The organism is Allorhizobium pseudoryzae (genome assembly GCF_011046245.1).
Taxonomy (GTDB): domain Bacteria; phylum Pseudomonadota; class Alphaproteobacteria; order Rhizobiales; family Rhizobiaceae; genus Neorhizobium; species Neorhizobium pseudoryzae.
The window spans coordinates 32879-47193 of sequence record NZ_CP049242.1; the positions used below are offsets into that span (position 1 = coordinate 32879).

General features: G+C 52.8%; 12 protein-coding genes and 2 pseudogenes. All 14 read right to left on the minus strand.

Translation table 11 applies throughout. The features are described from left to right. Positions 1–40: 40 nt before the first annotated feature. On the minus strand, positions 41–1909 hold the full coding sequence (cysN, locus tag G6N78_RS17955; RefSeq protein WP_165222024.1) for a sulfate adenylyltransferase subunit CysN: 1869 nt from the start codon (positions 1907–1909) through the stop codon (positions 41–43). Beyond that, positions 1909–2808: a sulfate adenylyltransferase subunit CysD gene (gene cysD / locus G6N78_RS17960; protein ID WP_165222027.1), complete on the minus strand. Its 900-nt coding sequence runs from the start codon at positions 2806–2808 to the stop codon at positions 1909–1911. The genes cysN and cysD overlap by 1 nt, the downstream gene beginning before the upstream one ends. A gap of 36 nt (positions 2809–2844) precedes the next feature. Then, a complete protein-coding gene (locus tag G6N78_RS17965) occupies positions 2845–3609 on the minus strand; it encodes a glycosyltransferase family 2 protein (RefSeq protein WP_165222030.1) in 765 nt (254 codons plus the stop codon). Continuing rightward, on the minus strand, positions 3606–4460 hold the full coding sequence (locus tag G6N78_RS17970) for a glycosyltransferase family 2 protein (protein WP_234905987.1): 855 nt from the start codon (positions 4458–4460) through the stop codon (positions 3606–3608). Before G6N78_RS17970 ends, G6N78_RS17965 begins: the two co-directional genes overlap by 4 nt. Before the next feature lie 100 nt (positions 4461–4560). Further along, on the minus strand, positions 4561–5919 hold the full coding sequence (locus G6N78_RS17975; protein WP_165222033.1) for an ABC transporter ATP-binding protein: 1359 nt from the start codon (positions 5917–5919) through the stop codon (positions 4561–4563). Beyond that, positions 5909–6724: an ABC transporter permease gene (locus tag G6N78_RS17980; RefSeq protein WP_165222036.1), complete on the minus strand. Its 816-nt coding sequence runs from the start codon at positions 6722–6724 to the stop codon at positions 5909–5911. Before G6N78_RS17980 ends, G6N78_RS17975 begins: the two co-directional genes overlap by 11 nt. After that, a complete protein-coding gene (locus tag G6N78_RS17985) occupies positions 6721–7872 on the minus strand; it encodes a glycosyltransferase family 4 protein (RefSeq protein WP_165222039.1) in 1152 nt (383 codons plus the stop codon). Before G6N78_RS17985 ends, G6N78_RS17980 begins: the two co-directional genes overlap by 4 nt. Beyond that, the gene (locus G6N78_RS17990; protein WP_165222042.1) at positions 7851–8747 is read right to left on the minus strand and encodes an NAD-dependent epimerase/dehydratase family protein; all 897 of its coding nucleotides are present in this window, start codon (positions 8745–8747) and stop codon (positions 7851–7853) included. The genes G6N78_RS17985 and G6N78_RS17990 overlap by 22 nt, the downstream gene beginning before the upstream one ends. Beyond that, positions 8744–9496, minus strand: a complete 753-nt coding sequence (locus G6N78_RS26060; protein ID WP_370691530.1) for a class I SAM-dependent methyltransferase — start codon at positions 9494–9496, stop codon at positions 8744–8746. The genes G6N78_RS17990 and G6N78_RS26060 overlap by 4 nt, the downstream gene beginning before the upstream one ends. A gap of 45 nt (positions 9497–9541) precedes the next feature. Next, positions 9542–9847, minus strand: a pseudogene (locus G6N78_RS26065) (acyltransferase); the annotation flags it as partial. Then, a pseudogene (locus G6N78_RS26070) lies at positions 9836–11197 on the minus strand (glycosyltransferase); the annotation flags it as partial. The pseudogenes G6N78_RS26070 and G6N78_RS26065, both read right to left, overlap by 12 nt. Positions 11198–11206: 9 nt before the next feature. Continuing rightward, positions 11207–12103 carry a glycosyltransferase family 2 protein gene (locus G6N78_RS18000; RefSeq protein ID WP_165222048.1) on the minus strand — a complete coding sequence of 299 codons (897 nt, stop codon included), beginning with the start codon at positions 12101–12103 and terminating at the stop codon, positions 11207–11209. Between the two features lie 70 nt (positions 12104–12173). Then, the gene (gene fcl, locus G6N78_RS18005) at positions 12174–13136 is read right to left on the minus strand and encodes a GDP-L-fucose synthase (RefSeq protein ID WP_165222051.1); all 963 of its coding nucleotides are present in this window, start codon (positions 13134–13136) and stop codon (positions 12174–12176) included. Positions 13137–13138: 2 nt separating this feature from the next. Then, complete coding sequence (gene gmd, locus G6N78_RS18010; protein WP_165222053.1) at positions 13139–14278, minus strand: GDP-mannose 4,6-dehydratase; 1140 nt, start codon at positions 14276–14278, stop codon at positions 13139–13141. Between the last annotated feature and the right edge of the window lie 37 nt (positions 14279–14315).

Genomic DNA, 14315 nt, shown 5'->3' on the forward strand with positions numbered 1-14315 from the left:
CCGAAATGCGTTCGCCGAACCCTTGCACCTCACGCGATGATTACTGACGCTCGGCCAGGAAGACCGCGACCTGCGCCGCCAGGTCCTCGGGTGCCTCGGCAGTCGTATCCAGGCGTAGTTCGGGATTGTCCGGTGCCTCGTAGGGTGAGCTGACGCCGGTAAAGTTGGCTAGCTGTCCGGCAAAGGCCTTCTTGTAGAGGCCCTTCGGGTCGCGCTCTGCGCAGACGTTAATGGGTGTGTCGATGAAGATCTCGATGAATTCTCCGTCCGGCATCATGGCGCGGGCGGTTTCGCGGTCGGCCCTAAACGGCGAGATTAGGCAGACCAGCACGATCAGGCCGGCATCGGCCATCAGCTTTGCGACTTCCGCCGTCCGGCGGATGTTTTCAACCCGATCTTCTGCGGTGAAACCAAGGTCGCGGTTGAGGCCATGGCGCAGGTTATCGCCATCAAGCATATAGGTATGCCGGCCTTCTGCCGTCAGCATTTTCTCAAGGGCGTTGGCAATCGTCGACTTGCCGGCGCCCGAGAGCCCGGTGAACCAAAGCACCGCAGGCCTTTGTGCCTTGAGTTCCGAGCGAACCTTCTTGTCGACCGACAGCGACTGCCAATGCACGTTGAGGGCCCGGCGCAGTGGATGGTCGATCATTCCTGCGGCGACGGTGGCATTGCTCATCCGGTCGATCAGGATGAAGTTGCCGGTAATGCGGTTGTCGCTGTAGGGGTCAAAGGCGATCGGCGCCTGTGTGGAGATGTTGCAGACCCCGATCTCGTTCATCTGCAGGATCTTCGACGCCTCATGGCTGAAGGTGTTGATGTTCACCTGATATTTCAGGGTTGTCACCGTCGCATTCGTCGAATGGTTTTCCGTGCGAAGGATGTAGGAGCGCCCCGGCATCAGCGGGTTCGCATCGAACCAGATCAGCTTGGCCTGGAAATGGTCGGCAACGGTCGGGCGGTTGTCCGGCGGCGAGAGGATATCGCCGCGCGAGGCATCCACCTCGTCCTCCAGCATCAGCGTCACTGCCTGGCCGGCCTCGGCAGCGGCAAGATCGTCGTCCATGGTGACGATCCTCTGCACGCGACTGGCCTGTCCCGACTTCGCCATCACCACGGCCTCGCCCGTCCGGATCGTGCCAGATGCAATCTCGCCAGAAAGACCCCGGAAACTATCGTCCGGCCGCGCGATGAGCTGAACCGGAAAACGGAACGGTCTTGTGGCAAGGTCACTGGCGGTTTCGACCGTTTCTAGCTCTTCGATCAGCGTCTTGCCGTGGTACCAGGGCATTCGGGCAGAGCGTGTGCAGACATTGTCGCCGAAGCGGGCGGAGATTGGGATCGGGCAAATGCTTTTGAGACCGAGATCTTGCGCGAAAGAGAGATAGTCGCTGACGATGGCGGAAAAGACCGCCTCATTGAAGTCCGCGAGGTCGATCTTGTTGACGGCCAGGATGACGTGACGGATGCCGAGGAGCGACGCGATGAAGCTGTGCCGTCGTGTCTGGGAAAGAATGCCTTGGCGAGCATCGACGAGAACCACCGCCAAATCCGCTGTCGAGGCGCCCGTTGCCATATTGCGGGTGTATTCTTCGTGCCCGGGCGTATCGGCAACGATGAACTTCCGCCGGTCGGTCGCAAAGAAACGATAGGCGACGTCGATGGTGATGCCCTGTTCCCGCTCGGCCTCCAGACCATCCACCAGAAGCGCGAAGTCGATATCGCCGCCGGTGGTACCAAAGCGCGTGGAGTCGCGCTCGAGCGATGTCATCTGATCGTCGAAGATCATCTTCGTGTCGAAGAGAAGACGACCGATCAGCGTGGATTTTCCGTCATCCACCGAACCACAGGTCAGGAAACGGAGAAGGGAGTTCTGGCTGGCCACAGGCGCCTGGGACACGTCGGTTGCCATCAGAAATACCCTTCCTTCTTCTTTTTCTCCATCGATCCGGCTTCGTCGCTGTCGATCAGCCGTCCCTGGCGTTCGGAATTGCGCGCTCCGAGCACCTCACGGACAACGGCATCCAGCGTGTCTGCGGCGGATTCGATCGCACCCGTCAACGGGTAGCACCCGAGCGTGCGGAAGCGGACGAGTCTTTCCTCGGCTACCTCGTCTACGCGAAGCGGCATCCGTTCGTCATCGACCATGATCAGCGTGCCGTCGCGCTTGACGACCGGGCGAGGGGCGGCAAAATAAAGCGGGACAATCGGGATCGCCTCCTGCTGGATGTATTGCCAGATATCGGCTTCCGTCCAGTTTGAGATCGGAAAGACGCGGATCGTTTCCCCCCGCGCGATGCGGGTATTGTAGGTCTTCCACATTTCCGGCCGTTGCGCCTTCGGGTCCCAGGCGTGCTGGGCATTGCGGAAGGAGAAGATGCGCTCCTTCGCGCGTGACTTTTCCTCGTCGCGCCGCGCCCCGCCGAAAGCGGCATCGAAACCATGCAGATCGAGCGCCTGCCGCAGCCCGAGCGTCTTCCAGATATGGGTGTGCAGGCTGGAGCCATGGGTGAAGGGATTGATGCCTTGTGCGATCCCGTCCGGGTTCTGGTGGACGAGGAGATCGATGCCGAGGCGCTGCGTGATCTCGTCGCGAAACTTGATCATCTCGCGGAATTTCCAGGTTGTATCGACATGCAGGAAGGGGAAGGGCGGCTTGCGGGGATAAAATGCTTTCATCGCCAAGTGCATCATCACTGACGAATCCTTGCCGATGGAGTAGAGCATCACCGGCTTGGAGAACGTCGCGACCACTTCCCGCATCACATGGATCGATTCGGCTTCGAGACGCTGGAGATGGGAAATGTACATAGCAAACAAAACCTAGTTTTCGATGTCACCTGAACATTAAAACGACAATGTACGTAAATATTTAATTAACGATTTCCACCAAACAGAATACGGTTGATATATATACCATTTTATTGGTACATGCCCATTATAAAAACGAACTATTGAAATAGCTTCCGAATAGTGAGCCTTCCTATTTATATTAGTTTTTGTACATGCGTGATCCCGGTTAATCGCAACTGGTTTTTCTAGAAACACGAATTCCCCTGCATGGCGATATAACTTCCACCAAAGATCGTAGTCCATCACCATATGCAGTGATTCATTAACTCCGTTAACGGCCTGCCACGCGGTGCGTCGAATAAGAGTTGCCGGCTGACATATGATACACCGTATAGCCAACGCTTTGGCAGAAAACGGCTGTACCCACACAGGCTTCCGAATGCCGCTCTCGGTCTTCTCATGGAAGGCCTGACCATATGCAACTGGTGCCTCATGTGCTTGCTCGAGCGCCCTAAGCAGCGCTTTAAGGCCGTCCGGCAGATAATAGTCATCACTGTTAAGCCAAGTCACGTAAGGCGCACTGCCCAGGGCTATTCCCTCATTGATGGCTGCACTTTGGCCGGCATCTGGATGGCTTCGCCACCCAGCGAGAAATGGTTCCCACTTCTGTATGACCTCTAGCGTACCATCAGTCGAACCACCATCCATGACGAAGACTTCCACGGGAACGCCTTGAGCAAAGATAGACTCCAGCGCAGCGTCGAGGAATTTTCCTTGATTGTAGGAAGGGACAGCAATTGTTACGAGCGGACTTTTCATCGGTCTACGCTCGTGAAAACAGGCTTGCAGGCTTTCGAATGTGCAAGGCGATGTGCCGCAAGAAAGCGCGCGTGTGCAATTCCATTTTTGAACGACCCACCTGCACGATACATCCTGCGCAAATTCGCAATTTCCTGCCGGCCTCGTGTCTGAAAGTTTGTGGCTGTCTTCTGCATCTCGTGACAGCGGAAAGCACCCAAAAATTCCGGTACATGAATGAAACGACTGCCTGTCCTGCAAAGGCGCAGGATAAATTCCCAGTCCAAAGCGAAATCAAAATTGACGTCTATGTTCCCGCCAGCCCGTTCCCACGCCCTGCGCCTCCAAAATAGTGTCTCTTGCGGGATGTAGTTGACGTGGCGCATTACAATCTCATCGTGATAAGGAAGAACCCATTCTCCAATAACGTTGTTGTGCTCATCGATTAGGAGACGGTTGCCATACAAGACGTCGGCATCAGGATTGGCTGCAAATGTCGCAGCGACTCGTTGCAATGCACCTGGTAGCAACAGGTCATCCGAGTTGAGCCAGCCCATTATTGGAGCTTTCGTTTTTGAGAACCCTTTGTTGATAGCGTCAGCCTGTCCTTCGTCTTTTTCCGAGAAAAATCTCAGCTGCCCTGCATATTTTTGCAAGACGTCCGCTGTGTTATCTGTAGAGCCCCCGTCTTGTACGACATACTCCAGCAGCTTCTCGTTCTGCGAGAGAACGCTCTCAACGGTCTGAGCGACGAACTCCGCTTGATTGAACGAAGGCGTTACGACAGCAATTTGGGACCTCGTATCCGGAAGAGGCGCGTTCACATTGAAGTTCATGCTCTTAAGAGGAACAGGCTTGTGCTGATCGAACACCCCCAGCCTTATCCCCAACGCACTGCGGACCTGTTGTCCAAGTGATCTTCTCACCTTAAGCCCTACCAATTCTCATCCCAGCGCCGTTTGTCAGATTTGCTCAGCGGGCCGTGAGTTGCGTGATGTGAGACCGGCTCGAGAGATTGGCAAGGCCGTAAAACGGCTGAACTGCAAAGCCATGGCTGGCAGCTGGAATGACTCCCAGAGTCGCGGCCGCGCTTACGACGCAATGTCTGTAGGCCGCCGATTCCAATTCTGCCATCGTCATCCGATTGCGCGCCTCATAGACCTGACGTGCGTAGCCACCAATGGTCACATCGACCAGGTATTCACCTGTATGGATACTTAGCTCGATGTCATGTCGACAACGGAGGCGCGTTCCTGCTTTCACAAAGCGCGGAACTGGAAGATCATCTTGACCACTGTGTTTGCCGTGTAAGATGACACCTTTCTCGCTGCGGATAACGACGCCAGCGACGACGGTCTCTAGGTCGCGCAGTGCTTCGAACTCCGCGTATATATGGACTGTATCACCCTGCTTGAAAATTCGCTGGGGTTTGCCCGACGCATCCGTCAGAGCGATCGATCGACATGCCACCGATCCGTCCGTCACCTGATCCTTAGACGAAAGATCTATGAACGAAATTCTGGGCCACTCCACTGCGCCCTCTTCCAGCGACAACGTTTCCTGGAATTTCTCATCAGTGGCTGGCGTTTCGCCCGTCTTCAGATTGCCAAGAGCATAATAGTGGCTAACGGCCTCCATCACGTCGCCTTGGTACAGGACTTCCCCGTGATGGAGCAGAAGTGCATGATCGCAATAATGGATCACATCCTCCATCGAATGCGTCACGAGAATGACCGTACAGCCATTCTTGCGGAGCCTTTCGAGACGCTCGTAGCACTTCAGACGGAAAAATATGTCGCCGACGGCAAGAGCCTCATCAACGATGAGAATGTCTGGCTCAACACATGCCTGTACCGCAAAAGCGAGACGCACATACATGCCACTTGAATAGGTTTTGACCGGTTTATCAAAGAACTCGCCAATGTCAGCGAATGCCATGATCTCAGGCAGTTTCTGCTCAAATTCGCTATCGGTAAGTCCGAGAATGGCAGCGTTCAATCTGGCATTCTCTCTTCCCGTAAATTCGGGATTAAAACCTGCACCGAGTTCAAGAAGAGCGCCTACGCGGCCCTCAACATGCATACGTCCTGAGGATGGTGATAAAATCCCGGCAATGATCTGTAACAGGGTCGATTTGCCACTGCCATTTTCACCGATGATCCCGAGGAATTCTCCCTTGCGAACGATCAAGTTGAGCGGTTTGACCGCTTCAAAAAATTCAGCCTTATGTTGCTGACGGAAAAGCAGGCTGATCAACCGTGCAGCCGGAGAAGAGTAGACGGCGAACCGCTTTGAAATTCCGTCGAGATGAATGGCGATATCAGAGGACATCTGCGAACTCCCGACGTAGCATACGGAAAAAGCCGTACCCAATCACGTATACGACGGCTGACAGTATGAGAAATATCTCTGCGCCGGGATGCCAGATAGCGCCCTCGAACAGAATCGCGCGAGACCATTCGACCGGAATCGTGAGAGGGTTAATGGCCAAGAGAAACTGGAACTGATCAGGAACCATGCTGCGCGGATAGACAACTGGTGCTGTGAACAGCAACAATGTGCTGAAAAGCGGCATAATCTGATTGAGATCCCGCAAATAAACACCCAGTGCTGCCAGGATCCAACCCAAGCCGGTTGTAAACAATGCCAGTCCAAGAATTGGCACAAGCAGCATAATGGATGTTGGATATAGAAAACCGGCGAAGACGATCATCGCGGCAGTGAGAATGATAAAAGACAAGAATGCTGTCATCAGCGAACTGGCAACGTTGACGACCGGCAGAATTTCAAGCGGGAAGATGACGCGCTTCACCAAGCTTTCTTGAGCTGTGATTGTTGCAGGCGCACGGACCAGAGTATCGGACAAGATCGTGTGCAGCACCAGGCCCACGAAAAGAATGAGTCCGAAGGGAACGGGGGAGCCTGTGGCACCCTCAATACCCCATCGTGCTCTCAGAACGACTTGAAACACGAAAGAGTAAAGCGCAAGCAGCAGGAGCGGTTGCGCAAAAAGCCAAACCGGACCAAGCGCTGAGCTTCGATAGCGTTGTGAAATGTCCCGACGAGTCAGACTGAAGATGAGCTTTCTGTTCAGATAGGGAGATGTGAACGCTCTGACGATTAGGCCGAATCTCATTTTCCACCTGCTGAAGCACGAAGGTTTTCCGCAACCTTCAGAAAATCTTCGGCGAACGCACGCTGTTTGATCGTGTAATCGAGCTCGACACGTTCCGGATCCTTATGGGCATATTGCGCCAATATTGCAGCCAGAGAGAGCGCATCCTTAGGATCGAAGAAAGCAACGTTCTTATTGATCTGCTCCCGGTTCACCGCCAAATCGGAGGCAATCACAAACTGGGAGGTGGCTTTTGCATCCTCGATAACCGTCGACCAACCCTCGAAAAGAGAGGGCTGCACAATGGAAACAGCCTGCCCAAAAAGAGTGACCTGCTCATCCCTCGGCAAAAAACCAAGGAAATGCGTCCTGTCATCGATACCGAGGGCTTTGGCGCGGTCTTTTAGGTCCTGCGCGTGGGTGGGGGCACGATGATCATGTTCCTTACCAGAAAAAACCACGTCAACTTTAACGCCCTCATCCTTGAGCTTGGCCAAAGCTTCCAAGACAATCACATGATTTTTGTGCACCCAAAATTGATTGGGACAGTAAAAAAAACGTGTCGGAAGTTTGTATTTCTTCCGGATTTCAGCAATGGAAATCGTGGGCGCTGGTGGATTGAACACCGCGAAATGCACGACATGTGTCTTTACGTCCGCTTCCGGATAGAAGGTTTCGAAGTCCTTCCGAGCCGCCTCTGACGAAAAAACAATATTTCCGAAATTCTGGAAAAAATATCTTACCTGATTATCTCTCTGCTCCAATTCCTTGGCGTCAAAGAGATGCGGTAAGTGTTTCTCCTGTAAGTCCGGAATCCAGCATACCGTCTCTGCTGCTTGGCGATCGATTGGAAAGGGATAGATGATGTCAAACTTCATCTTCCGCTTCAGTATCCGCGGCACGATTTTCTGAAGCAGACGCAATTTTCTGAAAATACCACCGTCGATATCAGCCAGGCGTGCCGGCTGCACCCAGGTACAGCGGCTGTAGCCAGAACCTTGCGCGATAAAATCAAACGATTTGCGATCATGCGAAAGCACAAATACGTCAGGTTGCATCGCCTGCGGAAGAAGTCTGAACGAACTTACGAGATTTTGCGCGTAGTAGGCTCCGCCGATCCAGTTCTCATCGTAATTAAAGGGTAATCCTAATCTGATGCGTTGAGCCACTCGGCAGTCCTCTCAAGCCCCGTCTTCACGTCGAAAGCAGGGGAAAATCCAAGTTTTTTCAAATAGGAGATATCGGCAACCCAGCGGTCAGGATCTCCTCGGCGGGCCTGACCTGTAAAGTGTGCCGTGTATTGCTCTCCAAGATGGCCAAAAAGAGTTTCAACCGCCTCACGGATTGTGGTCATCGTGCCGCTTGCAGCGTTGATTGCTCTTCCGTCAAAATCTGCCTTCTCGATTATCAGTTGTATGGCACGAGCAAGATCATCTACGTAGATGAAATCACGTGCTTCCTGACCAGAACCGAAGAATTGCGGCGTCTTCGATTTCAATGCCTTCTGATAGCTGTCCCAAAATAGCTGCTTACGCAGGCCCGGGCCGTAACACGAGAAGATCCGAAGCGAAATGCACTGCAGATTGAACAGCGTGGCATATTCACGACAAATCTGCTCCGCGTAGAACTTATGCCATCCATAGGGGGAAACAGGAGCGGCCGGTGCATCTTCGCTTACAGGCAGTGTGGTTGGATTCCCGTAGACCGCGGCGCTAGACAAATGAATGAAGCGCGCAGAAGGGAGGCTGATACGGATAGCCTCGAGAATTTCGTTGACCCGCAACGTGTTCAACCGAAAATCACGTGACGGATTTTCAAATGAGAGTGGCACACTCGCCGCACCTGAGCAGTTCACAACCACTTCCGGTTTTGTAACATCTAGCAGTTGAGCGAAATCAGGCGCATCAGCGTCAATACGGTGATAGTCTTCCCCTTCTATGCCATATACGATGTCTGCGCGCTGGATCTTATGCGTTGCTCGCAAGACGCGTGCGACGGCGGAACCGATGAAACCTTCGGAGCCTATAATCAGAATACGGTTCATGGAGCTTCCGCCTCGCCAGTGATTGGCAATTCTGGGTTTTTCAGAACAAAGGAATACGGTCTTCCCGCCACGTTTTCGCCAACAATAGCAATTTGCTCAGCCGTTGAAGGCCAGTAGTTCATCGGTGACTCCGTGAAGGAGATGACCCTTTCAACCTCAAAACCGGCTTCTTCGGCAAACCGGACGTAGTCCTCCTTCTTGTAGGCGTTTTCACCCTTGTAGAAGGATTGCATCGGATGCTCGCGAAGAAATCGCTCTTTGTCCTCATCGTCGTAGATAACATGATCTCGGATTAGAATGGCCTTGCCACCCGGTCGCAACAGCGCGCGTATCTGTGACAGATCCCTGACAGGATCTGCGAAATGATGAGCAACCTGGCGGCAGATCGCCACGTCATATCCAGGCGGAAGATTTACCTCACTAAGGTAACCCGTGTGCATGGCAAGCTGCAGACTGCAGGATTTACTGACTTCTTCGATGAGGTCTTCCATACCTTTGCGGCCGGTCAATGGACCTGTTTCCGGTTCAACGGCATCAACATGAAAACCTTGAAGCGAGAAGGCAACAGAGGTGACCCCTATGCCGCTTCCGACATCGAGCATTCTTCCAGACTTACGTTCAACCGTATCGACGATCTCTTTCGTCGCCTTAAACTCTTCGGAGTGATAATAAATTTCGAACGATTGGCCTGGCTTTCCGTTGAGAAATGCAAACTTCAGCATCTCCTTGTGGTTTGGATCGCCTTGCATGGCGTCTATCGTCTCTTCCCACGTCCATCTCTCGCGGGGGACATAGCCGATAAACTGCGCCGGATTGCCTCCCACAATAGTGAACGGGGCGACATTTTTTGTCACCACTGATCCTGCAGCGACCACGGCCCCTTTGCCGATGGTAACTCCTTTAAGAATGGACGAACCAAAGCCAATCCAAGCTTGATCTTCTATGACAATGGGTTTCGATGAAACGTTGCCCCAATCTTTATAAGCGCCTATCTGGCCGGTCTCGAGCCCGAGCTTCCAGGCATAGGCATCCATCTTGCGGATGTCCGGATTGAGAGAATGTGCATTGGAATCAATAACCGTCACATTCCATGAAAGCATGACGTTTGAGCCGATGGTGATGCCTGCATCCTGACTGCAGATCAACAGACTGCCGCCACCGATAGAACTATTGTCTCCGATCGTAATTTTTCCCAAGCCACGCTCAAACACGTAACTTCCCGATACGATACAATTATCTCCGACAATGACGTAAGGGCGATGCTCTGGCTTTACGCGCACATCGATGTAAATCTGATCAACAATGCAACCATGGCCCTTGCTGAGGTAACGCATGCCGCCATAGTCAGCACCCGAATGGCTTTCATGGGCCACCGTTCGCGCGCGCGTTATTGCCCTTCTGACTAAAGCTTTGGTGCGGTGGGCTGCGCTTGCCCGCAGCCGCTGATACAGATAGCGAGGACCGCGGTTCTTAAATGCCGATATTCCGCGCGTCATCCGACTTTCGGCATCCGCTAACTTACCGGTATCATTAAATTCTATTGCCTCGATGAATTTAGCGTAGCCGACGTGCCCAGCGCTACGCGCGAGAGCAAGCTCTTGAGGGTTTGTATCCTTATGAAGACGCTGGATGAATTCGACCTGAAAGGCCTCCCCCACATGAGCTCGATAAAATTCAAGAGGAGAGACATAGCCCGCCAAAATGGGGTCAAAACGCCCGCCTTCATTGGCTTTGCTCAAGAGATTCAGGCACTGCCGACGAATTGGGATAAAGTCAAAAGCCTTTTTATCACTCACATTTACGGTGGAGCCTGCACGCTGAAAATAAGCGTAAGAGGCCGTCGGATCGACGTATACCGCAGTTGCCGCCAGCATCAGGCGGATTGCAAAAGGATGATCTTCGTAAAATAATCCCGTCGCAAACCGGATATGCTCAGCATTGAGAAGTGTCCGGCGGCAAACCAGGCGCCAAGGCGGAGTGCTCCAGCAAGACAGGCTTGCAAACACATTCGCGCTCATTTTGGCATCGACGACTCTGCCCGAGATTTCCGGAATCGGCGCTGGCCCAGGATGCGAGCGCCCATCCTCCCAAACAGATATAAAATTGCTGACAAGAACGTCGGGATGATGCTTCTTCAACAAAGCGGCAATGCGAACAAGGGCTTCATCCGTCATCCAGTCATCACTGTCGATAAACCAGACGTAATCGCCTTGTGCATGATCAATGCCACGGTTGCGTGCCGCACCCTGACCACTGTTTTGTTGACGCATAATGCGGACTCTAGAGTCCGCGATGGCATAACGTTCGGCAATATCGAAGCTTGCGTCCGTGGAGCCATCATCGACCAACACAATCTCGAAATCTCGAAATGCTTGATTGAGCAGGCTATCGAGACAGCGCGCCAAATAGCGTTCTGTGTTGTAGACAGGGATCACAAAGGAAACGAGCATTCAGAAAACCTATGCAGAATGAATGTTGGATCGAAGCAGCCTCAGAAGCCGGGCGGCGATCCGTCTCCTCAGACTGGGCCGTACCGCTGAGGCAACAGAAGGCTGGATACCTCCAAATGCATGCGCTACCGCTTCTTGCAGGAGACGGTCATGAGGATAACGCCTGGCAATTTCCAGTGCCGGCTCAACGGCACCCCAACGTCTGACCGCTTCAATGAAAACTTTCGCTTCGACCGCCGTTATTGACGAGAAATTGGCCGCTATGACCCCATAGGTCTCTGCCATAATTTCTGCAGCGCTAACCGACGATACTCCTCCGAGCGAAAAACGAACGACAGGATCAGGAATGCCTGACGCGGTACAACCAAGTCTTATCGCACGATGTACCCATGCCGCATCAGCGCAGATTTTCAGAGAATTGTCATATTCTCCCACCCGTCGCACGCAATCCTGTGTAACGAACATTGCATTGTGACAAAAAGGAATTCCTGACAAAAGCGCACCTGGACCAAAGGCCTCGTCCTTGCGCACCTCCACATCTCCAGACGGAGATACCATATTGGCTGCACCAAAAACGATATCTGTTTCCGTTCTTTTATGGAGGCTGTTGAGTTTTGAAAGGGCACCGGCCTCAAGCTCATCATCGGATCCTAAAATACCGATCAGACGCCCTGTCGCAAGCTTCAATCCCTTATTGATTGCGTCATAAATGCCCTTGTCGGGCTCGGAGAGAATAACAGGTCTGGCCTCGTGCGCAGCAGCGATTTCCACTGTCCTATCCCGGGAGGCCCCATCAATGACGATCACCTCAACCGAAGCTCCCTGATGAAGACAGGAAGACAGGGCAGCACCGAGGCTTTTCTCAGAATTGTAGGTCGGGATGATAACGGAAAAATCGGAAGTCATCACATTATCACCGTCGTATCACAAAATACCCCGACTACAGCCCGGGTTATTATTGCAGATTTCGTTTGAACTACGACTTCGTCGCTTGGCCGCGCTCATGATACTCGCCGCTCAAAAATGCCTCATAGGCGCTTTTGATGCCGTCTTCTAGCGAGATTTTGGGTTCCCAACCCATGGCACGCAACTTGTCCGCGCTCATCAGTTTTCGCGGAGTGCCATCAGGTTTGCTTAAATCGTGAACGATTTCGCCTTCGAAGCCGACAACGCGGCAGATCAGCTTCACGAGATCCAAGATCGTGATATCTTCACCCGAGCCGACATTCACGTGTTCATGCTCCGAATAGTTCTTCAGCAGAAAAACCAGTGCGTCGGCACAGTCATCGACGTGCAAGAACTCGCGGTATGGTTTGCCAGTTCCCCATATGACGATCTCGTTGTTACCCTGAAGTTTGGCCTCATGAGCCTTGCGGATCAAGGCTGGCATGACATGACTGGTGTTGAGATCAAAGTTGTCACCAGGTCCATAAAGGTTCGTCGGCATGGCTGAAATATAGTCATCGCCGTACTGCTTGCGGTACGCCTGCGCAAGCTTGATGCCGGCTATCTTGGCAATGGCATACCATTCGTTGGTAGGTTCAAGTTCGCCTGTGAGAAGCGAACTTTCACGAATAGGCTGATCAGCAAATTTCGGATAAATGCAGGAGGATCCAAGGAAAAGAAACTTCTCAACCCCAACCTGATGAGCCGCTTCGATGATGTTAGCCTCGATCATCAAGTTGTCATAAAGGAACTCAGCGGGATAGGTATCGTTTGCCAGTATGCCGCCGACTTTTGCAGCGGCCATCACGATAGCATCCGGCTTAGACTGACGTACGAAGTGCTCAACTTCCGCCTGACGCTTGAGATTCACTTGATCGCGACCGGCGGTGATAACATCGCAGTTTTCGGCCGCAAGTCGTCGAACGACAGCAGATCCGACCATACCTCGATGACCGGCAACCCACACTCGCTTTCCGGCTAATTCATACGTCATTGTCAATTTTCCAAGCTGACCGGAAGGCTAAGGCCATGCTCTTTCAAAAGCTTGAAACGGCGAGCGGATTTGTGATCCTCCGCAACCATCTCAGAACACATTTCCTGAGCTGTAATTTCCGGCACCCAGCCAAGCTTTGACTTAGCCTTAGACGGATCACCCAAAAGCGTATCCACCTCAGCAGGGCGGAAGTAACGTGGATCAATGCGAACAATCGTGTCGCCAACCTTCAAAGCCGGCGCCATTTCACCTTCGATCGAGGCAACCTTTGCGACCTCATCGACGCCCGTACCGGAGAACTCCAGCGTTATCCCGAGTTCTTTTGCTGACCACATAATGAATTCACGAACCGTGTATTGAACACCGGTCGCTATAACGAAATCTTCGGGTTCTTCCTGCTGCAGCATCATCCACTGCATGCGCACATAGTCTTTCGCGTGTCCCCAATCGCGCAGTGAATCGATGTTGCCCATGAAAAGACAATCTTCAAGGCCAAGCGCGATATTGGCTAGACCTCTGGTGATCTTGCGGGTCACAAACGTTTCGCCTCGACGGGGTGACTCGTGATTGAACAAAATGCCGTTGCAGGCGTAGATGCCGTAAGCTTCGCGGTAATTAACAGTTATCCAGTAGGCATAAAGCTTCGCGACCGCATAAGGCGAACGCGGGTAAAATGGCGTCGTTTCCCTCTGCGGAATTTCCTGTACGAGCCCATAAAGTTCAGATGTTGACGCCTGATAGAAGCGCGTCTTCTTTTCTAACCCGAGAAAACGGATCGCTTCTAGTATGCGCAAGGTTCCAATTGCATCAACGTCTGCAGTATATTCAGGAGCCTCAAAGCTCACCGCCACATGAGACTGCGCACCCAGATTGTAAATTTCGTCTGGCTCAATATCCCGAATGAGGCGTGTCAAATTGGACGTGTCGGTTAGATCGCCATAATGAAGCTTGAAACGAGCATGCTTAATATGGGGATCTTCATAGATATGATCGACACGCGCCGTATTAAACAGAGACGCACGGCGCTTGATCCCGTGAACTTCATAGCCCTTTTCCAAGAGGAGTTCTGCAAGGTAGGAGCCATCTTGGCCCGTTACGCCTGTAATCAAGGCAACTTTCGACTGCTTTCCGGACGTACCCATGCTGCACACTCGTCTTTCAAAGTTCGAACACCGGAGA

Bases quoted from the DNA above. Each gene is read 5' to 3' on its own strand.
- cysN (WP_165222024.1), bottom strand. From the start codon at position 1,909: ATGGCAACCGACGTGTCCCAGGCGCCTGTGGCCAGCCAGAACTCCCTT.
- G6N78_RS17975 (WP_165222033.1), bottom strand. From the start codon at position 5,919: ATGTCCTCTGATATCGCCATTCATCTCGACGGAATTTCAAAGCGGTTC.
- G6N78_RS17990 (WP_165222042.1), bottom strand. From the start codon at position 8,747: ATGAACCGTATTCTGATTATAGGCTCCGAAGGTTTCATCGGTTCCGCC.
- G6N78_RS18000 (WP_165222048.1), bottom strand. From the start codon at position 12,103: ATGACTTCCGATTTTTCCGTTATCATCCCGACCTACAATTCTGAGAAA.
- cysD (WP_165222027.1), bottom strand. From the start codon at position 2,808: ATGTACATTTCCCATCTCCAGCGTCTCGAAGCCGAATCGATCCATGTG.
- G6N78_RS17965 (WP_165222030.1), bottom strand. From the start codon at position 3,609: ATGAAAAGTCCGCTCGTAACAATTGCTGTCCCTTCCTACAATCAAGGA.
- G6N78_RS26060 (WP_370691530.1), bottom strand. From the start codon at position 9,496: ATGCAAGGCGATCCAAACCACAAGGAGATGCTGAAGTTTGCATTTCTC.
- G6N78_RS17980 (WP_165222036.1), bottom strand. From the start codon at position 6,724: ATGAGATTCGGCCTAATCGTCAGAGCGTTCACATCTCCCTATCTGAAC.
- gmd (WP_165222053.1), bottom strand. From the start codon at position 14,278: ATGGGTACGTCCGGAAAGCAGTCGAAAGTTGCCTTGATTACAGGCGTA.
- fcl (WP_165222051.1), bottom strand. From the start codon at position 13,136: ATGACGTATGAATTAGCCGGAAAGCGAGTGTGGGTTGCCGGTCATCGA.